The sequence below is a fragment of the Neobacillus sp. SRL179 genome (assembly GCF_984799095.1).
In genome coordinates this window covers 2,010,796-2,030,350 of sequence record NZ_OZ481792.1, presented here as the reverse complement: position 1 = coordinate 2,030,350, position 19,555 = coordinate 2,010,796, and the positions used below count along the sequence as shown (strand labels likewise).

At 36.9% G+C, this 19,555-nt stretch carries 21 protein-coding genes; 9 read left to right on the top strand and 12 right to left on the bottom strand.

Annotated features, from left to right (window positions below; all coding sequences use genetic code 11):
* The first annotated feature begins 87 nt into the window (after positions 1 to 87).
* Positions 88 to 438: a hypothetical protein gene (locus tag AC4E8C_RS10005; protein ID WP_490211957.1), complete on the top strand. Its 351-nt coding sequence runs from the start codon at positions 88 to 90 to the stop codon at positions 436 to 438.
* Here the strand turns inward: AC4E8C_RS10005 and AC4E8C_RS10000 are convergent.
* Positions 435 to 1,064 carry a TVP38/TMEM64 family protein gene (locus tag AC4E8C_RS10000; RefSeq protein ID WP_490211956.1) on the bottom strand — a complete coding sequence of 210 codons (630 nt, stop codon included), beginning with the start codon at positions 1,062 to 1,064 and terminating at the stop codon, positions 435 to 437. The genes AC4E8C_RS10005 and AC4E8C_RS10000 overlap by 4 nt on opposite strands.
* Before the next feature lie 276 nt (positions 1,065 to 1,340).
* Between AC4E8C_RS10000 and AC4E8C_RS09995 the strand changes: the two genes are divergently transcribed.
* Positions 1,341 to 2,522 carry a TIGR04053 family radical SAM/SPASM domain-containing protein gene (locus AC4E8C_RS09995; RefSeq protein ID WP_490211955.1) on the top strand — a complete coding sequence of 394 codons (1,182 nt, stop codon included), beginning with the start codon at positions 1,341 to 1,343 and terminating at the stop codon, positions 2,520 to 2,522.
* 55 nt (positions 2,523 to 2,577) lie between these two features.
* Here AC4E8C_RS09995 and AC4E8C_RS09990 read toward each other — a convergent pair whose 3' ends face one another.
* Genes AC4E8C_RS09990 through AC4E8C_RS09980 form a run of 3 tightly spaced genes read right to left on the bottom strand, consistent with a single transcriptional unit; the run spans position 2,578 to position 6,106 of the window.
* Positions 2,578 to 3,675 carry a Ger(x)C family spore germination protein gene (locus AC4E8C_RS09990; protein ID WP_490211954.1) on the bottom strand — a complete coding sequence of 366 codons (1,098 nt, stop codon included), beginning with the start codon at positions 3,673 to 3,675 and terminating at the stop codon, positions 2,578 to 2,580.
* Positions 3,672 to 4,745, bottom strand: a complete 1,074-nt coding sequence (locus AC4E8C_RS09985) for a GerAB/ArcD/ProY family transporter (RefSeq protein ID WP_490211953.1) — start codon at positions 4,743 to 4,745, stop codon at positions 3,672 to 3,674. The genes AC4E8C_RS09990 and AC4E8C_RS09985 overlap by 4 nt, the downstream gene beginning before the upstream one ends.
* A gap of 26 nt (positions 4,746 to 4,771) precedes the next feature.
* Complete coding sequence (locus AC4E8C_RS09980; protein WP_490211952.1) at positions 4,772 to 6,106, bottom strand: spore germination protein; 1,335 nt, start codon at positions 6,104 to 6,106, stop codon at positions 4,772 to 4,774.
* 151 nt (positions 6,107 to 6,257) lie between these two features.
* Here AC4E8C_RS09980 and AC4E8C_RS09975 point away from each other — a divergent pair, with 151 nt between their 5' ends.
* Positions 6,258 to 7,610: a hypothetical protein gene (locus AC4E8C_RS09975; protein WP_490211951.1), complete on the top strand. Its 1,353-nt coding sequence runs from the start codon at positions 6,258 to 6,260 to the stop codon at positions 7,608 to 7,610.
* A 67-nt stretch (positions 7,611 to 7,677) separates the two neighbouring features.
* On the top strand, positions 7,678 to 8,628 hold the full coding sequence (gene corA / locus AC4E8C_RS09970; protein ID WP_490211950.1) for a magnesium/cobalt transporter CorA: 951 nt from the start codon (positions 7,678 to 7,680) through the stop codon (positions 8,626 to 8,628).
* A 50-nt stretch (positions 8,629 to 8,678) separates the two neighbouring features.
* On the opposite strand, the gene AC4E8C_RS09965 is transcribed toward corA, so the two are convergent.
* Positions 8,679 to 8,990, bottom strand: coding sequence for a hypothetical protein (locus AC4E8C_RS09965; RefSeq protein WP_490211949.1), 312 nt, complete (start codon positions 8,988 to 8,990; stop codon positions 8,679 to 8,681).
* 250 nt (positions 8,991 to 9,240) lie between these two features.
* On the opposite strand from AC4E8C_RS09965, the gene AC4E8C_RS09960 reads away from it, so the two are divergent.
* The 3 genes from AC4E8C_RS09960 (at position 9,241) to AC4E8C_RS09950 (ending at position 11,281) form a co-directional block, all read left to right on the top strand.
* Positions 9,241 to 10,275: a M42 family metallopeptidase gene (locus AC4E8C_RS09960; protein ID WP_490212520.1), complete on the top strand. Its 1,035-nt coding sequence runs from the start codon at positions 9,241 to 9,243 to the stop codon at positions 10,273 to 10,275.
* Between the two features lie 126 nt (positions 10,276 to 10,401).
* Positions 10,402 to 10,983 (top strand): hypothetical protein, encoded by a 582-nt coding sequence (locus AC4E8C_RS09955; protein ID WP_490211948.1) that lies wholly within the window; start codon positions 10,402 to 10,404, stop codon positions 10,981 to 10,983.
* Between the two features lie 82 nt (positions 10,984 to 11,065).
* Entirely contained in the window at positions 11,066 to 11,281 is a 216-nt protein-coding gene (locus tag AC4E8C_RS09950; protein ID WP_490211947.1) for a twin-arginine translocase TatA/TatE family subunit, read from the top strand.
* Positions 11,282 to 11,327: 46 nt separating this feature from the next.
* On the opposite strand, the gene AC4E8C_RS09945 is transcribed toward AC4E8C_RS09950, so the two are convergent.
* Both AC4E8C_RS09945 and AC4E8C_RS09940 read right to left on the bottom strand, forming a co-directional pair.
* Entirely contained in the window at positions 11,328 to 11,453 is a 126-nt protein-coding gene (locus tag AC4E8C_RS09945) for a hypothetical protein (RefSeq protein ID WP_490211946.1), read from the bottom strand.
* 164 nt (positions 11,454 to 11,617) lie between these two features.
* Positions 11,618 to 12,163 (bottom strand): hypothetical protein, encoded by a 546-nt coding sequence (locus AC4E8C_RS09940; protein ID WP_490211945.1) that lies wholly within the window; start codon positions 12,161 to 12,163, stop codon positions 11,618 to 11,620.
* A 269-nt stretch (positions 12,164 to 12,432) separates the two neighbouring features.
* On the opposite strand from AC4E8C_RS09940, the gene AC4E8C_RS09935 reads away from it, so the two are divergent.
* A complete protein-coding gene (locus AC4E8C_RS09935; RefSeq protein WP_490211944.1) occupies positions 12,433 to 13,668 on the top strand; it encodes an NAD(P)/FAD-dependent oxidoreductase in 1,236 nt (411 codons plus the stop codon).
* Positions 13,669 to 13,832: 164 nt separating this feature from the next.
* On the opposite strand, the gene AC4E8C_RS09930 is transcribed toward AC4E8C_RS09935, so the two are convergent.
* The 5 genes from AC4E8C_RS09930 to hmpA form a co-directional block, all read right to left on the bottom strand.
* Positions 13,833 to 14,201 carry a VOC family protein gene (locus AC4E8C_RS09930; RefSeq protein ID WP_490211943.1) on the bottom strand — a complete coding sequence of 123 codons (369 nt, stop codon included), beginning with the start codon at positions 14,199 to 14,201 and terminating at the stop codon, positions 13,833 to 13,835.
* Between the two features lie 124 nt (positions 14,202 to 14,325).
* Entirely contained in the window at positions 14,326 to 15,306 is a 981-nt protein-coding gene (locus AC4E8C_RS09925; RefSeq protein ID WP_490211942.1) for an ABC transporter permease, read from the bottom strand.
* The gene (locus AC4E8C_RS09920) at positions 15,299 to 16,213 is read right to left on the bottom strand and encodes an ABC transporter ATP-binding protein (protein WP_490211941.1); all 915 of its coding nucleotides are present in this window, start codon (positions 16,211 to 16,213) and stop codon (positions 15,299 to 15,301) included. The genes AC4E8C_RS09925 and AC4E8C_RS09920 overlap by 8 nt, the downstream gene beginning before the upstream one ends.
* A gap of 13 nt (positions 16,214 to 16,226) precedes the next feature.
* A complete protein-coding gene (locus tag AC4E8C_RS09915) occupies positions 16,227 to 17,003 on the bottom strand; it encodes an SGNH/GDSL hydrolase family protein (protein ID WP_490211940.1) in 777 nt (258 codons plus the stop codon).
* A gap of 161 nt (positions 17,004 to 17,164) precedes the next feature.
* On the bottom strand, positions 17,165 to 18,379 hold the full coding sequence (gene hmpA, locus AC4E8C_RS09910; protein ID WP_490211939.1) for an NO-inducible flavohemoprotein: 1,215 nt from the start codon (positions 18,377 to 18,379) through the stop codon (positions 17,165 to 17,167).
* A gap of 274 nt (positions 18,380 to 18,653) precedes the next feature.
* On the opposite strand from hmpA, the gene AC4E8C_RS09905 reads away from it, so the two are divergent.
* Positions 18,654 to 19,505, top strand: coding sequence for a DegV family protein (locus AC4E8C_RS09905; protein WP_490211938.1), 852 nt, complete (start codon positions 18,654 to 18,656; stop codon positions 19,503 to 19,505).
* The last annotated feature ends 50 nt before the right edge of the window (positions 19,506 to 19,555 follow it).

Genomic DNA, 19,555 nt, shown 5'->3' with positions numbered 1-19,555 from the left:
TTCTTTTCACGTTATTTTTTTCTGCGTATACTTCTCTAAAACCCTGTCAATAACAGTAGCAATAAAGGTAATGAAAGGATGTTATGTTTGAACGGCATTTATTTTATTAATGACAGGATTTGTTTAGAAGGACGCACAAAGGAAGAAAGTACTATTTTGCAGGAACAAACCATTAAGACATACCTAACTGAGCAAAACATTCAGGTGATTACACTAAATCCCTATCAATTAAATGACTATTACACCATACCCCACGCCCTGTTGTATGATTTAAAGAAAAAGAAAAGTGGCTTTGACTGTTTTATTTATTACTCTATGCAAACAATGGAAGATTTTATCTATACCTATCCAGCCAAATGGCTCATTTTAAAAAGCTTTTTTAAAGAAACGATCATTGTCAATAAACAAACGGATTCGAATATCCAAGAAGTCATTTAGTCAATGGATTTATGCCCCGTTTTTCGATAGATAATGACTAAGTTTATCAAAAATATAATTAATACATAAACACCATAAATCCCAAAACTATAAAGTTTATTATCACTAAACAGCGAACCTGCATACGACAAAATTAAAATGTTGGGAATCTTCCCAAGCGTTGATGCAATAAAAAACGTAATCATTTTAACATGACTCAAGCCACAAATAATATTGACAATTGGTGCTGGAATAATCGGAATTAAACGGCAGGTTAAGATGGACATAAAAGAGTGGCGGTTAAGAAATTCCTCATATTCTTTCACTTTTGGGTATTTAGATAGTTTTTCTACTGCCCAATCACGAAACCCATATCTGCTTAACAAGAAGAAGCACATGGTACCTGCCATTGCACCAGCTAAGGAAATAAAAACACCTTGAGCGGTGCCAAACACGGCCCCTATCACTCCTGCTAATACTGGAAAAGGAATAATAGGAAAGAACACACAAATAGCTACTAACAGCATACTAATTAAAACGGATAAACTCCCGCCCCCTTTAACAAGTTCGAGCAGTGTATCCTTTTGAAGGAAACCTATTACAATGATTAAAAGTAATATACATATGCTTATGATCCTTTTTATCATCGGCCTCTCCTTTCCGATTCTATCATACTATAAGCTCATAGGAAGTCTGCTAAGAAAGCAGCTACTTTCTAGTATAAAGGTGAACACACCAATCATAAAGCAATTACTTCTAAACTTGTAACAGAATTGTAATAGTTTAAGGCGTTTGTAACGCTTTTTTTGGAATGTAGAAATATTGTAACAAACCAACCATCCACAATGAAAACTCAAATTTATAATAAAACTATAGAAACATTTTTAATGATATTAAAAATATAATGAATTTTGGTGATGAAAATGCAAGGTATTAGTAAGGGCCATCCACATGCAATGGGACACCCACATGGAATGAGTAAGGGAATCGACTATGATGTAAATCCATTTATTGTCATTTGGGAAGTAACTAGAGCGTGTCAACTTAAGTGTGTTCACTGCCGTGCAGATGCACAGCTTACCAAAGATCCACGGGAATTAACACATGAAGAAGGTATTAACTTAATTGACCAAATTTATGAAATGGATAATCCAATGCTTGTTTTCACGGGCGGAGATTGTATGATGAGAGAGGATCTCTATGAGCTTGCTGATTATGCAATCAAAAAAGGTATGCGGGTCTCAATGACACCTAGTGCTACCGATAATGTCACAAAAGAAAAAATGAAACTTTTCAAGGAAGTTGGATTATCTCGCTGGGGCTTTAGTTTAGACGGACCGACACCAGAGATTCATGACCATTTCCGTGGAACTCCTGGATCTTTTGATTTAACCGTAGAAAAAATTAAATACCTGAATGAACTAGACATGCCGTTACAAATCAATACTGTTATTTCTCGCTATAATTATGATTCTCTTGAACAAATGTCAAAACTAGTCGAAGAGCTAGGGGCTGTCATGTGGTACATTTTCTTACTCGTTCCCACCGGCAGAGGCCAAATGGACGCCTGTATCTCACCTGCTGAACATGAAAAGGTATTCCGCTGGCTGTACGACTTAAGTAAAACTGCACCATATGATATTAAAACAACAGCTGCCCAGCATTATCGCAGAGTTGTTCTTCAACAAAAACAACGTGACCATTTAGTAGAAAAAGGTGACCTTCATTACGAAGATACGATTACAACTGATTTCGCCTCCATGCATGATGGTTTAAAACGGGCACCAAAAGGGGTAAACGACGGAAATGGTTTTGCGTTTGTTTCTCACACTGGAGATGTTATGCCAAGCGGCTTACTACCTATAGTCGGTGGCAATATCCGTGATACTCCACTAGCAGAAATATATCGTGAGGCAAAAGTATTTAAGGAGCTTCGTCAGCCTGACAACTATAAGGGCAAATGCGGCGTATGCGAATACAACAAGATTTGCGGCGGCTCCCGCTCAAGAACCTATGCAGTAACTGGTGACTATATGGAAAGTGAACCATTCTGCGTGTATATTCCTTTAGCAATGAGGAATAAGGAAACTTCACCAAACGCATAAATAACTAAAACCAAATGAGGAGTCAATCCAGTAAACGGAGTGCCTCCTCATTTTTTTATTCAATTAATCCCGTATCCTCAATTTCCACTTTTGTATTTACCTTAAATGTAATATTAGGATAAATGTGTTTCCATTCTTCCCAGTCGTTTTTATTAAATTGGCGGGCTCTATAACGGAGTCCAAACCCCACAGGGTCAAGATTAGCTTTTTGTATTTTAACTAATACTTTTTTTATATCCTTTGCTATCTGGTTTTCCGCAGCTTTTTCAAATGGTGTTAAATGTTCGTTTGCTATAGGAACGGTGGTTTCCTCAATTCTCCCTTTTACTTTTACATCCACTTTAATATAAGGCTTTTTTCCTTTTGGGGTATAGATCCGATATTTTGTTTTTACCTTTTGCGTGTCAACGATAAATTTAGCCTCGCCTTTTCTGATCCATAAAGCACTTTTCTCCTCATTGTTTAGTACATAGCTCAACATTTTGGTCTCTTCTTGAGCTAAATTGAGGATTAGACTGCTTTTATTAAAAATTCCAGCTGAATTGATTTCGAGTAAATCCTTTTTTGCTTCAACAATTGGCAGGATCGGATCCAGACCTCTTTCGATTAATCGTTTTTTCATATCAAAGTAATATTCTGAGATAATATAGGGGGTTTCTGTTCCATCCTTTGGTAATGCAAGGATTAGAGCATTGCCAGGAAGCAGCTCAGATTTTGGCTTCACTTTAAGTACATCCAATGCACTTGGCTTGCCAATTGCAACATTGGCAATTTCTTGTACATCTCTTCTTCTTGAAAACCAATAATATAGTCCTGCATTATTTTTTTGTTTTGCCATTTCTTCACTAAAAACGAAAACCTTTGCATGACTGAAATCTATTTCCTTATCAATTCTTGTTTTTATAATTCTTACTGCCTCGGCCATAGAATCAGTTTTTTCCGTAATAATCATGAACTCATTTTTTTTCTCTGGACCACCAGAAGGAATAGCAAACTTTAGACTGATAAGGTATTTCTTTGGACTATTTTTTGCCAGATCCACTCCAATACTTACGACAAAGAGCCGTTTATCGATATCTTTATAACCGCAGCCACTTATTAATAAAGTCATTACACAAATAAATATAACTGTTTTCCATTTGCCCTTTCTCATGCTGATTGCCTCCTCGCCCAAAAACAAAATAATAGAACAACGAGGATTTCACAGAAGAAACGGATCATCAGCCAATAAACTGTCAATTTATTCAAAACAAACGTATTTAAATAAATGACACTTATGACGGCAACCGCAGTGTAGATTGAAAGAATTAACCAATTAAAGTTCTTTGGGAACTTTTTTTCCTTAAATATCCCCTTTACTAACTCTAGGGATATATGCCAATGGATGGAGATACTCAAAAGGGAAACCACCATGTATAACATTAAAAAAATGAATATAACCCGTTCAATTGGTCCATAGGGCAAACGAAGGGAATCTGCCGTACTTATCCAAGGATACAGCAATTCTTGTGCTCCATCAGAACCATGTATTCCAATTGGTATAAAGAACGTAGTCATTAGGTTTACAGTCCCCATAAACAAGATCATTAGATAATTTCTCATTTTAATTTTTTCTTTGATCACCCGATTAAAGATGATCAGATTGGTATATCCGGTAAAAACATAAGTTGCTGACGCAATTGCTTTAAGGCTGGGTTTCACAAAGATATATGTTCCAGCCTCAAGGATGGAATCCCATATTAGAAATTGACTGGTTACCGCTTTGATTATGATAAAGGCAATTAACGGGACACAAAGAAACAGGACGATTTCAAGAAAATACATGACCTTTTCTGATGGAAGCTGAATAATTAGGAAAATAACGGCTAAATAAACAATCAAAATAAGTAATCTAGGCATATCCGGGTTTACAAATCGGCTTAAAATGTCAATAAATCCGATGATCGTTATTAGTCCTGCTGAAAACCATAAAATTTGAATGATACCCAGGTAAAGGTTTTTTATCCAAACCTTAGATCCCTTAGGAATATCTGTTAGACCCTTTTCTGGGAATCTGCCAAATGCTCTGCTATATAGAAAAGTAAGTGTAAGACTAATTGGGATGGCTATGAGCATTCCACTTACAGCACCATTGTAGCGGTCTTCAATAAGTATTTTGGGAACAAAGATAATTACATTAGTCAGCATATTCAAAAACACTAAATATAGAAAATAACGATTCATCCCCCTCCCTCCTCATGGTTCGGTGGTTATTTGCTTCTTGGTTTACTTTGGATTAAGGTAAAGAACGGCTGTCCAAAGCTATCCTGCTTGACCATATAAGCAAGAAACAGGAAAAACCCTAACACCAGACCGATTAACCCAAAAATGGTAGATAAGGCTAGAATGACATATTTTACAATTCTAATTGCGAAACTGAAGGTATTAACTGGAACGACAAAGTTTGAAATGGCGACTGCTGAAACAATGATAATCATGATATCACTTACCAGCCCAGCTTGAGTGGCTGCTTGACCTAAGATTAACCCTCCTACAGTTGTTGCGGTAGGTCCAATAGCTTTGGGGAGGCGGATACTTGCTTCTGTTAATAATTCCATCACCATGAGCATTAAAAACACTTCAATAAAAGCCGGGTAAGGTACCGCTGCCCTGCTTCCTGCAATCGATAAGGCTAATTGGACTCGAACCAATTCCGGATTATAACTAGTAACAACTACATATGCACCCGGTAATAAAAGGCTAATCACTAAACCAATATATCTCAGGCACTGTAAAAAACGTCCAACCCAATAAGTTTGGTAGCTATCTTCCATTGAAGCCATAAAATCTTTCATTACTGTTGGTAAAATAACAGCAAAGGGAGAACCTGAAATTAGTAAAATGACTTTTCCACCAGCTAAATTAACGATCACCCGATCCAGTCTTTCGGTAACCAGTAAGAGCGGGAAAAATGCTTTATTGTTTTTTTTAATATAGTTCAACAGCTCCTCCCCTGCTTGAAAAACGGGAACATCAATTTCTGAAAGAAAAGTTTTAACCTGTGTTACAACTTTTTCATCCGAAAATTTGGGATCATGCAGGATTACCAGCTTCGTTTTTGAAATGGCCCCAACAATGGTAGACTCAATAGATAATGATGCATGAGGATATCGGTTGCGGATCAGTCCTATGTTCGTTGGGATACTTTCCGTAATTCCCGCTTGCGGCCCTTGAATGCTCGTTTCAACGGTTGTATCTTTTCCCTGTTTACTTAGGTCAGCTTTATTATCAAACAAAAAAATGGATTTTTGAAAAAAAATAATCGTAACACCGCTTAATAGTTTGTTAACAAGTTGTTGTTCACTCTCAATTGGTGATACCTTCGGGTGTGATTGAAGAAAGGCTAAAAAACGTGAAGGACTTATTGATTCAAAAAAGGGAACAATGATTTGGTTATAGAAGACTGTTTCATCACTGATGGTCTTAATATAGACAGCCTCTATTACCTTCTCTTCTGAGTGAAGCTTTTTAAAGACAACATCCTCTGATTGAATAAATCCTTCTTTAAGACTCTCTTTTAGAGACTTCACATTATTAATAGACATTCTTTTACCTCTTATCCACTTTTTCTCTATTTTATGTTTTGCAATAATTGGATTTTTATTCTGTATACAAAATACCCGAATGGTGTTGTGTAATATTCTTTTTTAATAAAGTTTCCTTTTTATTGGTTAAGTTTCAGGATTAGTGGGAAACTTGTTTTTAGAAATCCCTAAATTGAAAGGAACCCTTTCCATGCAGCACATCGATAAAAAAGAAAAACAGGTTTCCACTGCCCTCTATCAATTCATTTTTCCCATTTCTTTGAGGGTCAACAGAACTAAGGATCTCACTACCTACTTACAGAACCAGGAGTTTACTCTATTTCGGTTAGATAATCTCCAGAATGAAAAGACTTATTATGGTAGTCATCAAGTATCCCATACAAATCTGAAATCCTTTTTCCTTCCACTAACAAATTCGATTCTTTTTCCGCCATCAACAGATGAAAAGGGCTTGCAACGGTATACAAAAATTCTCAACAGGAAGGAACAGTTAATTGTTAAATCCAGATCGATTCCATTTCAAATTCATTCGGTTGATCTGTTTATTTGTCCTTTCGAGCTTGGAATTTTAACAATTAGAACAGAGACTAACCACTTACCTTTTTCACAAGCTCTCGATTTTGCCGATTGCTTTCGATTACTTGAATCCCCTGCTAATAAAGAACAAGAGGTTAAAATGGAAGGCAACGGAATCCATTATTCTCAAATAGGGAATTTTCTGTTTGCCTGTTTATTTCCGGATATGGAGAGTTTTATTGATAAGGAAGCTCCATCCCTGCTTACTCCCCATAAAATGTATGTACAATCCCTGCTTTCTTTCGAGGAACAAGAAAAAATTGATACCTATACTGTTTTTGATGATCTAAGCTTTTCAATGGTTACAAATGACAATCCAACTCAAACTGCGTCACTCATCAGCCACTTTTATGGCCCTTTTTATTATGTAGTCCTGATTCATTTATTTCATAAGCTTGTCCTGTTAAAAATTGCTCGTACGTATTCCGCTATAAACATGGACAAGGCAAACAACGAATTCAAACATTTAATTTATACGATTAATTCTTTTACCTCAAATTATTTTTTTAATATTTATCCAGCCCAATCGATTGGTCAAGAACTTTTTAAACAACTAAGGCAACATCTTCAAATTGACTTGTTATATCTGAATACAAAAGAAATTCTCTCAAGTCTTTTTAAATATGAAGAAAATATTGTCGCTAAAAGAGACAGCTTTTTGCTGCTCATTTTGACCTTATTTACAGTAATTTGTGGAATATTTAGCATGAATCTCTTTACACATGATTTAGTAGGAAAAATCAAATGGAGCCATTTTAAGTTCTATAACCCCTTCGAATACTTTGCTGTTCTTATTGTATTTAGTGGAATCATCACCGTATTGATTCTAGGTTTACAAAGTCTTTATCAAACCATCAAGAATCGAAAAAACCATAAAAAATGGGTTCGCAAAAGCATTTTCTACAAAAATAATGATAAACTGCATTGAAACATGCTGTTTTTAATAAAAATTTCCTTTATATTAAATTTAGTAACTTAGCGATAAGGAGCATTTTATGATAAGAACCATTGCAGTAGATAAGACAGATCATATTTTCCAAGACTTAGAAATATCCAAACTAATGAATGGGGACCACCAGTGGTATTGGATCGATTTTTACAATCCTACAAAAGAGGAAATAAATCTTTTGGAAATTCCCCTTTCTTTCCACCCATTAGCTATTGAAGATTGCATCTATAATTTGCAGCGTCCAAAGCTCGATTATTATGATGGCTATACTTTTTTTGTTACCCAAGCTCTTAATCCAAAAACCATCACTAGAGAGGAAGTAGATTTCTTTCTCGGCAAAAATTACATTGTTTCATTTCATTATCAGCCATCGCCGGAAATTGATGAGGTGTGGCGGCGGTTTACAGATTCTCAAAACATGAACAAGTGGGATCCCTCTCATGTTTTATACTTTGTATTAGATAAAATGGTGGATAATTATTTCCCACTTGTTTATCAAATTGAAGACATGCTTAATGAAATTGATGAAAATTCAAAAGGCAGGACGATGGAAGCCTTGCTGGATGATTTATTTGATACGCGGCATCATTTGCTTTCATTGCGGCATACGATTACACCCATGCGCGATCTCATTTATAGAATTCTAAACTCTCAACGGGTTACCTACATACAGGGGAAAAAGGAATATTTTTCCGATATCCATGACCATTTACTCAAGCTAACGGAAATGATTGAAGCCAATCGCGAATTGACAACAGATATTCGAGATAGTTATATTTCGATTAACTCCCATCAAACCAATCATGTGATGAAGGTATTAACTGTTATTACCACCCTGTTCATGCCGCTTACCTTCATTGCTGGTTTATATGGAATGAACTTTCACTATATGCCTGAATTAACATGGAAGTACGGTTATTTTGCGACACTGATTGTCATGTTTTTAGTGGTGGTTGGGATGACGATTTGGTTTAAGAAAAAAGGATGGTTTAAATAAAAAAATGCATCAAAGCAGCTATTTTCGGCTTTGATGCATTTTTTTATACATTATTTCCACTCTTCGTAGGCAACGGTGCCGCCCGTTAAATTGATGGTATTCCGCTCGCCTTTATAAAAGGTTTTCCCATTTTTCTCAATAATAAAATTGTCATACGTATAAACCTTTTGTCCGTTTGGCAGCTGGATCACTACCTTGTCCCCTAAAATCTCGGCTGGAGCTTCTATTTTAATCGTACTCTGATAGTAATGGCGAAAGATAACAAAACCTGTAATTAAAATCATGCTAAATAAAATGAAATAAAATGGACCTTTCCAGGATAATTGCCTTGGCTTATGGTTATATAGTTCTAATCTGGTCAACTTTTTTCTCCTCCCATTTGTTTACGGTGTTCAACAAGTTATTTACCCACTTTTTTTCTAAAAATTCGAATGTTCCATTCATGCCCAATTCCTTCTTTTTTATCCGTAAAAAACATCACATGATTAACCTATGAAAAAATTTGAAAAAAGTTGACCAAAAATGGTTAAAAAACGCATGCTTATTTGTTTTTAGGTATAATAATTAAGAATGAAAATTCAGAAAGGGGTACTTGCTGTGGCAAATACAAACATAGAAGAAACAGTAAACATAATAAAAGACTTAGTCTCGATTCCGAGCCCATCGGGTAATACAAATGAAGTGATTACCTTTGTGGAAAATTTCTTGGCTGATTTACAGATTAAATCGGTAAGAAACCGCAAAGGCGGGCTAATTGCCACCATTGAAGGAAAAGATTCAAGCAGGCACCGGATGCTGACGGCACACGTCGATACACTTGGTGCCATGGTGAAGGAAGTAAAATCAAATGGCCGATTAAAGATTGATTTAATTGGAGGCTTTAAATATAACTCGATCGAGGGTGAATACTGCCAGATTGAAACAAGCAGCGGCAAAAAATTCACAGGTACAATTTTAATGCATCAAACGTCCGTGCATGTCTATAAAGATGCCGGGAAAGCTGAACGAAATCAGGAGAATATCGAAATCCGCATCGATGAAAAAGTTCAAAATGCTAAAGACGTCCGTGCACTGGGAATTGAAGTAGGCGATTTTGTTTCGTTTGATCCTCGTGTAGAGATCACGCCAAGCGGCTTCATTAAATCCCGACATTTAGACGATAAAGCAAGCGTGGGAATTCTTCTCCAATTAATAAAGCAAATTAAAACAGAAGGTATAACGTTACCTTATACCACCCACTTTCTCATTTCTAACAATGAAGAAATTGGCTATGGGGGTAACTCGAATATTACACCGGAAACCGTAGAATATTTAGCGGTTGATATGGGAGCCATGGGAGATGGACAGTCAACAGATGAGTACACCGTCTCCATTTGTGTAAAGGATGCAAGCGGTCCCTATCACTATGAATTGCGGAAACATTTAGTCAAGCTTGCCGAGGCAAACCAGATTGAATATAAATTAGATATTTATCCATACTATGGCTCCGATGCCTCCGCTGCCATCCGCTCAGGTCACGACATTGTCCATGGCTTAATTGGGCCTGGCATTGACTCGTCTCATGCCTTTGAACGGACACACCAATCATCTATTGAGAATACTGCAAAACTTTTATATCAATACGTACAGTCAGACTTAATTATCTAATACATAATAACAGCCGGTTACTCATGAATCGGCTGTTATTTTTTTTATTAATTTTACGATTTCATAATAATTTCATAATTATAGTTTATGATGATAATAAAAGACGATAAATGGCAGGTGTTGGGCATGGCTCAAGGTTCAATTTCGAACAAAAAAGCGGGTTTCTTGGTGAAGTTTATCGCCAATACGAAAGAGCGTGGATTAATTGTCAAATCTTTATTAGTAACGGTTCTTCTCATCTCAGCAGGCATCTTTTCTACTTATTTATTTCGCAGCCAATTAATGGCTGAAGACTTCCGGCAATATAAAGGCACATTTAAGGAAATTGGCTCAATATCTCGGATTGGATTTTTTGCCGTCTTAGCTATTTATCCCATCTTCATTTTAATGAAATCAAAAAAGGTAAAAGAGATTCAGTGGGGCAAAATTCAATTAAAAACATTGTTACAGTTTATTGGCAAACAAGTAAGGAAATGGCACGCTCCTATCGCCCTGATTTCCACAGGAGTAGTTATCCTTCATGCTTATATGGCTGTAATAAGAGGTTTTAAGCTTGACTTTACTTACATTTCAGGAGTAATGACAAGTCTAGTCTTACCTTTTCTACTTTATATGGGTTTAAAACGATATAAAAGAAAAGATCAGAAATGGCACTTTAAACTTGCAATCACTTTCTTAATTTTATTTATGATTCATGCTAGTTTGTAGTAACTATGATTAGTACTATTTAGGAAAATACGTTATAATAATCAATTGAATACTTAAAACTCATATTTTAGGAGTTGGAAAAATGTTTTCTAATATTGGTGTTCCAGGATTAATTTTGATCCTCATTGTCGCTTTAGTCATCTTTGGACCAAGTAAGCTCCCTGAAATAGGACGTGCTTTCGGAAATTCACTGCGTGAATTTAAAAAGGCAACTGAGGGAATAGCTGATGACATTAAGGGTGAGATAAAGGAAGAAATTAAAGAGGTGAAACAAGATAAAATTGATTTAAAAAAATAGAACATGCTTAAGCATCCCCTGCATACCTGAAGGGGATGCTTTTTGATTACGACTTATTAGATCTTTCTGTTAAAGCTTGAAATTGATTCATTAATTTTTTTCTTGATTCCGGATTTCGAAGTAAATATGCTGCTCCTAAACCAATAGTTGTCATTAATAATCCTCTTTTCATCAAAAAAACCTCCTTTGAATAATCCTGCTTTTTAAATATTCCCATCAACCAACCATTTTAGTATTCTAAAAATTAACACTTTAAAATGGTGTACCCTTTCTTGTTTACAAATAAACAACGTAAAAAGCCAATTTCATTTGAAATTGACTTTTTAGAGTTTGCCCTTACTTACTTAGCTTTTCTTTCAACCTTTGGTTATGTTCCTTTGTTTGCTCTAAGAGTTGATTTAGCAGGGTGACTGCTTGTTGGTTATCCTTTTTCTCGACAGCCATGCGTAATTCATGAAATGTCTTCCAATGTCCCATTTGTTTACCGCCATGTAATTTCTTCATAAACTCTTCTTTTGTTAGTTTTCCTTCATCAACTTGCTTCTTTAATTCTTCATATTTAACCATATTTTCTTTTTTCCATTGTTCCCTTTTAGTTTTATTTTCAGGACTCATCCATTGGGTTCGAAGGTTCTTCTTCTCCTCCAATACTTTAGTCCACTCAGCTTTTTTATCCGGAGTATACTGATCGACCCAGGAAAGAAGCTGCCGCTCTCTTTGTGCCATCATCGCATGCCAATCTTTATGCTTCATGTGATGGTGTTTATGCCCCTCACAATCACATGGTTTCTCGTCTTGGTTGACAGGTACCTGCTCATTTGCTGCCGCAAAATTTGGCAGCAGAAATAATGCTAAAGTCATAAATAAAATATTCAGTTTCATACATATCTCCTTCCATTTCCCTAAAATAATGCTACTTTTACTCAGCATGAGAATATCATCCCCACTTTTTTTAAAAAAAATTTACCAATTCGACAATTTTTTAGTTAAAAAGTCCTTGTGTTTTGAATTAAAGTAGCGTATTCTATGAATATAAACAACATGTGAAATAATTCACAATATCAACCGGAGCAACTGCTTTTATTTTTTCGCTACATTTGTGAAATATATCACAATATATAAATATATTAAGGGTATGGGAGTGACCTAAAATGAACAAACCAAAAATCGTTATCTTAGGAGCCGGATATGGTGGAATTATTACAAGTAAAAGTCTTGAAAAACTATTAAATTCCGGTGAGGCAGAAGTTACGCTCATTAATAAACATGAGTACCACTATATTACAACACAGCTCCATAAGACAGGAGTTGGAACAGCGGCCGACCGGCAAATTGCTATGTCCATACCAGAACTTATTAATCCGGATAAAACTCGATTTGTACAGGCAGCTGTTACATCTGTTGATATTCATACACAAGAAGTTCACCTTGAGGGCGGCGAAACCGTTAGCTATGACTATTTGTTGATAGCGCTAGGATTTGAAGTTGAAACCTATGGTACTCCCGGTATTAAAGAACATGCCTTTCAAATTCGCAGCTTTAGAAGCTCAAAAGCTATTTACCATCAGATTATCAAACAATTTAACCTATATAAACAAGATCAAGACCCTGCTAGGTTAACGTTTGTTGTGGCCGGAGGAGGTTTCACCGGAGTTGAGATGATTGGTGAATTGGCTGATGGATTACCAAAATTATGTAAAGAACATAATATCCCATTTGAAAAAGTGAAAATTATGGCCATTGAAGCAGCACCATCAGTTCTTCCGTTCTTTCCAAAACAGTCCATTGAATATACAACGGAAGTCTTAGAAATGCTTAATGTCGAATTAATCACTGGTCGAAAAATACTTGAACTTACCCCTGAAAAAGTCGTACTTGAAAACAATGCGGAGATTCTTACTAAAACGTTAATTTGGTCTTGCGGTGTAAAAGGAAACACGATTGTTCATAATTGGGGCTTACCAATTGAAAGGGGTAAAATCGCCGTTGACTCCTATCTTCGCGTTAAAAATATGAAAAACGTCTTTAGTTTGGGTGACTGCTCATGTTTTATGAAAGATGATAAGAATGCCTTAGCACCGACTGCACAAGTAGCACTGCAACAAGCACCTGTTTGTGCAAAAAATATTGTTGCTTCCCTTCGTGGAGAATCCTTAAACGCTTTTGAATATCACCACAAAGGTACGGTCGCATCGATTGGACTTAAAGCAGGTGTTGGCTTAGTAGGTAAAGTCCGTCTCTCAGGCTTTATTGGAGCGTTTATGAAACTTGTGATTGAGGCTCGGTACCTGTTTAATCTGGGTGGTCCAGCTCTTATACTTAAACAGCATTTTGGTGTTAACCGTGAGCCATTGAAAGAAAATAAAACCATACGTGCTACCCATTAATTTGCTTATTTCCCTGGCGCAGGGCTTCCCCACCCTGCTGCCATTTGATTAGATAAATCCCGATAATAAAAATGCCTTAAATCCCCCGAACTTAAGGCACACAGCCCCATTCCAATTTGGAATGGGGCTGTGCTTTTATATAAACTAGATTTGGTACAAATCAGTTACTCCCATTCTAAGAATTCAAGTCGATTTCCAAATGGGTCAAAGACATGTATTCTGCTGGCCCCTGGGAGGTTATCATCTTCTGTAAAGGCCACTCTCTTCTCTCGAAGGTGAGTTTTTAACGCTTCGATTTCTTTCACAACAATCGCTGGATGAGCCTTTTTTGCTGGTGAAAATGGTTCTTCTACCCCAATATGCAGTTGAAACATTCCAAACTCAAACCAAACTCCGCCTCGTTTTTTTAACTCCGCTGGTTTTTCGACCTCTGTTAACCCGAGAATCCCTGAAAAAAATTCGCGTGCTGCTTCTTCACACCCCTTTGGCGCGGCAAGCTGAACATGATCTATTTTTGTTAAGGTAAATGTCAATTTAACTACCTCCCCTATTGTTATGCCTCTACCCATAGTTTATGAAATTGTTAATATTTCAGCAAATTTGAACTCACCATATATATAAAAAAGCCATTCCCGTTATAACAGGAATAGCTGTGACTTAATAAACATCTTTTTTTGTAAAGACAACAAAAGATACCACTAGAGCGGCCGCCCACCAAGTAAACAATACCATCATGGAGAAGGAGAGGTTCATCCCCTCAATCGGTGGTGCTGTCCCCTTCATATAATCCGTTAACCGTAAATTCACCATAAAAAAATATTTAGCAGATTCCCATGATGAAACCATATTGTTTAATATCGCTCCTGAGATCAAGGCAGCCAGCATGACCCCCATTCCTGCCGCAGTACTTCGAATTAATACCGATAACATAAACGATAAAGTACCGACCACAATTGCGACAAACCATACTAACCCAAAATCCATTAATAAAAACTTCCACAAACTCAGCAGCTTTACTTCTGAAGTATTTAATCCGGAGTCCGTTACATTAAACCCAGTTAAGATAGGTGCTCCCCAGCCATTATAGCCAAAGACTACTCCTGAAATGAGATAAGAGAGAATTCCCGTTATCGCAATAATTAGGGATACGGCTAAGCATAAGGTGATATATTTACTTAGGAGTACCTTCCACCTTTTTACCGGCCTAGTTAACAATAATTTAATGGAACCTTGACTATGCTCTGAAGAGACTAAATCACTGGCAATTACCATCACCATTAATGGGATAAACAAATCAATTGAACTTTCCAAAAATATTCTCATGAACGTTGGTGCCCCTGGCTCTGAGGGATTGATATCATGATCCAAATAATATTGCTGCTGTTGCAGTGATATTTGCAGCTGTTTCTTCCATTCGTCTGAAATACGGCTGCTGCTCAGCCGGTTTGTCGTATCGACAATCTGCTGTTGTAAAATAGTCCGCCAATCATCTGTTCCTAATTTCTCACGTTGTGTTTGTACCTGCTTATATTGGGCATAGGTAAATAATAGGACCAGCACTCCAATAATGAGAGCTATCACAATGAGTCTCTTTTTTGCAATTAGCTTCATCATTTCATTTTGAATGAGTTTATTCAATCGAGTCACCCCCCGTTAATTCGAGGAATAAATCTTCCAACACAGGCATTTTTCGATTCATTTCGGTAACAGCTATATCAGATATGACAAGCTGTTTATTCCATTCTGGTGTTTTCCGCTCATCAAATTCTGTCCATATCGTCCCATCTTCTTTTTCCTCAATCGTGGTTAAAGAACTTAATATTTGCTTTCCTTTTTCAAATGGCGTAAACCGCCAGACAACTCTTTCTCGGTTTGACAACAGGTGATGGACTGTATCAATTCGAATAATAGTACCTTTTGAAATAATAGCCACACGATCACATAGTAATTGGATTTCACTTAGTAAGTGGCTCGATACGAGCACACTCAAGCCTTCTTTTTCAGCAAGAAACCGGATAAATTGCCGCATTTCTCGTATCCCTGCCGGATCTAATCCATTTGTTGGTTCATCGAGAATTAACACTTTTGGATTTCCTAATAAGGCTTGGGCAATCCCAAGCCGCTGTCGCATCCCCAATGAATACGTTTTTACCTTATCATGAATTCTATCCGTTAACCCGACTAATTCCGTTACCTCTTTTATCCGTTCTTCCCCTATCCCATCAAGCATTCGGGCAAAATGAAGCAAGTTATTATATCCGGATAGATAGGGATAAAGCTCCGGATTCTCAACGATACAGCCGAGGTTGCTCATGGCCTCCGAAAATTGATGTTCAACATTATAACCGCAAATGTGGATACTCCCGGCAGTTGGTTTTATTAGGCCGACCAGCATACGGATTGTGGTTGTTTTTCCGGCACCATTTGGACCTAAAAACCCAAATACTTCCCCTTCCCGTAAATCAAAGGTAAGTCCCTTTATAATTTCTCTCTTCCCAATTACTTTTTTTAAGTCTTTTACCGCTAATGTTATTTTTTTCTCCATTGATTTCCTCTCCTTACCAGGTGAGCAATGAGGCAACCCGTTCAGCAATTAAACGATACCCCTTTGAATTGGGATGAAACTTATCAGCATATAGATAATCATTTACCTTTAACTCAAACAGGTCAAATGTTGGGACAAACACGATTTTCGGAAAAGCAGCACTGACTTCCGCACTATCGTAATTCCAATGGCGGACAACTGTAGACATTTCTTTTCCTTGATCCATTTCAATAAAGGGATTATACAAGCCCACGAAGAAAACAGTGGATGAAGGATTGTTTTTCCGAATTTGTTCAAAAATAAATTTCAAGTTTTCTAAGTATCTTTTTTCAATCGATGCGATTTCATTTGTTCCGAAATCTTCTAACCCCTGACCACCACGGAATAAGTCGTTTCCGCCAATCGTCACTAAAACGATATCGGCCTGCTTTATTTGCCGTCCGACTTCTTCTTCTTGAACCTGTTTCCGCAGTTGCTCTGACCTTTGTCCATTGATTCCAAGGTTAGTCAGCTGAACAGATTTCTTTGTTTTTTCCTTTATTTCATCGACTAAAACACCGACATATCCCTTCCCGGTCTCATCACCAGTTCCTCTAGTTAAGGAATCGCCTAGGGCGACAATTGTCAGGGACTTTTTGTTTTCCTCCTTCTTGCTTACGGTGTTAGTATTCGGAACTTTATCTGGCTTTCCAGCGTAATATTCCCCAACTGCCCAACCAAGACCAATTAGCCAGAGGAGACAAAATAGTACCGAAATGATTGTAATGGACCGAATGACATTCTTATTCATGATCGACATCCTTTCTGGCCTTTTCTATTATTTAATCACAATTGACGGTCGATTCAAACTTTCAATCCCTTGTTTAGGACAAATACAAAAAAATTACATATTTGTTAACATTTCCTTCAAAATAAAAAGCCAGCCTCCCATTTGGAAGATTGGCTTATTGATTATTCTTCTAGATTTCCTTTTGGTCCAAAGAACTCAAAGTGAATGCGTTCTTCATTTACCCCTAATACTTTTAATGAATGGTTCATTGCCTTCATAAAAGGTACCGGTCCACAGAAATAGAAATCTGCATCCTCGATCGGAAGAGTTTCCTTTATCCACTCACGTGTTACATATCCTTCAATATCAAAACGGTTATTCATTCGATCCTCTTCGGTTGGTGAATCATAAAAGAAATAAGATTGGACTTTGTTGAGTTTTGTTAATTCTTCCACTTCATCTCTTAATGCATGGACATTTCCATTTGCTGCAGCGTGGACAAATGTCACCTTTCGTTCAGGCTGCACATCCACAACTGTTTTTAGCATGCTCATCATAGGAGTTAGACCCACACCACCACTTAGCAAAACAAGAGGAGTATTTTTTTCCGTATCTAGTACAAAATCACCTGCAGGCGCACTTATTTTGAGAAAATCACCTTCGTTGACACGATCATGCAGGAAATTGGACACCTTTCCGTCAGGATTCGTTGAACTCACTTCGCGTTTCACACTAATTCTGTAATAATCTTTACCTGGAGCATCCGATAAACTATATTGACGAATATGAGTGTATTCTTCTTCCTCTATTTCTAGTTTAATACTAATATATTGACCTGGGATGAACCTGGCAATTTCTTTGTTATCCTCAGGTTTTAAGTAGAACGAGGTAATGACATCGCTCTCGACCACTTTACGGTCCACCATAAAGTTGCGGAATCCTTCCCAGCCACCGGGTTGGTGTTCTGCCTCATCATACATTTCTGCTTCCACACTTATAAAGGCATCGGCAATGACATTATAGGCTTGAGACCAAGCATCCATGATTTCATCTGTTGCTGCATCCCCCAACACATCCTTAATGGCTAATAAAAGATATTTACCTACGATTGGATAATGTTCGGGTTTTATACCAAGACTTCTATGTTTTTGAGAAATTTGTTTCACGACAGGTAGAATAACCGCTAGATTATCTATGTACATTGCGGCAGCGTACACAGCTCCGGCAAGTGCTTTTTGCTGTCTTCTCTGTTTCTGGTTAGCATGATTAAAGATATTTAATAATTCTGGATGACTTGCAAACATTAATTCATAGAACCTAGTTGTAATAGTTTCTCCGTGTTTTTCTAACACTGGAACAGTTGATTTAATGATTTCAATCGTTTTTTGATCTAACACTTAAAACACTCCTTATAGTTTTTACTATGAACATGTTGTTAATTATAGAAGATAAAACACACTGTTTAAGTGATTTAAATCACACTTTGTTATTCAGGAATAATTGAAACCAAAAATTTCACAAAGTGTTCAAATTTATACATGACAAGTATAACTAGTGATAAACCTATCTATCTTGTATCTTTTTATTTAGTAAGATAAAAAAGGGCGCACTATTACTATTAGATATGAAAGTGAGCCAAGTTAAAGTATCTATTGGAGGATTTGAACGATTATGAGTAAAGCTAAAATTGCCTGGATTACTGACACTACAGCTTCTCTTAGCAAAGAATTCATTGAGGAGCACAATATACATGTTATTCCCCTGCATGTGGTCATAAATGATGAATTTTACAAAGAAACGATTGATATATCTGCACAGGAATTTTATGAGCGGATGAAAAATGAAGAAGGAAAGTTCCAATCTTCCCAACCATCCATTACTGACTTTGTCGACCTATATAAGAAGTTAAAAGAAGACTATGATTGTGGGATCGCCATTCATGCTTCTAGTATGTTAACCGGCACCTATCAATCATCCGTCATGGCAGCTGATATGGAGGAATTTCCTTTATTCGCAATTGATTCCCAAACCGGTTCCTATCCACTTTCTTTTTTAATAAAAAAAGGCATTGATCTCGTAGAACAAGGCAATGATGTCGTTGAAGTTGTTTCACAATTAGAAGACTTACGTAATGAAACGCGACTGTTCTTGGTTCCATCCAATCTCGATCAGCTTCACAAAAGCGGGCGTGTTTCCGGCGGTCAAAAAATCTTAGCTTCTTTATTTAATATAAAACCAATTTTATCAATTGAAGGTGGCGGTGCAGCCATCATTAAGGAAAAGGTTCGCACCGATAAAAAGGTAATTGCCTGGCTCATTGCTAAATTAAAAGAAGACCTTGAAACAAAAACTGTCCGAAAGGTAGCCATCGTTCATGCCAATGATCCTAAAAAAGCGGCTGCATTTGAGGATTTGATCAAAGAAACATTTCCCAACTTGGAAACAGAAATTTTGATGCTGATCACGGTGGCAGGAGTCCATACGGGTGTCGGTACAATAGGGCTTTCGTGGGTTTGTGAATAGATTAAAATTTAATGCTTTTAAAGGGCGCGTGATGACTCATGCGCCTTTTT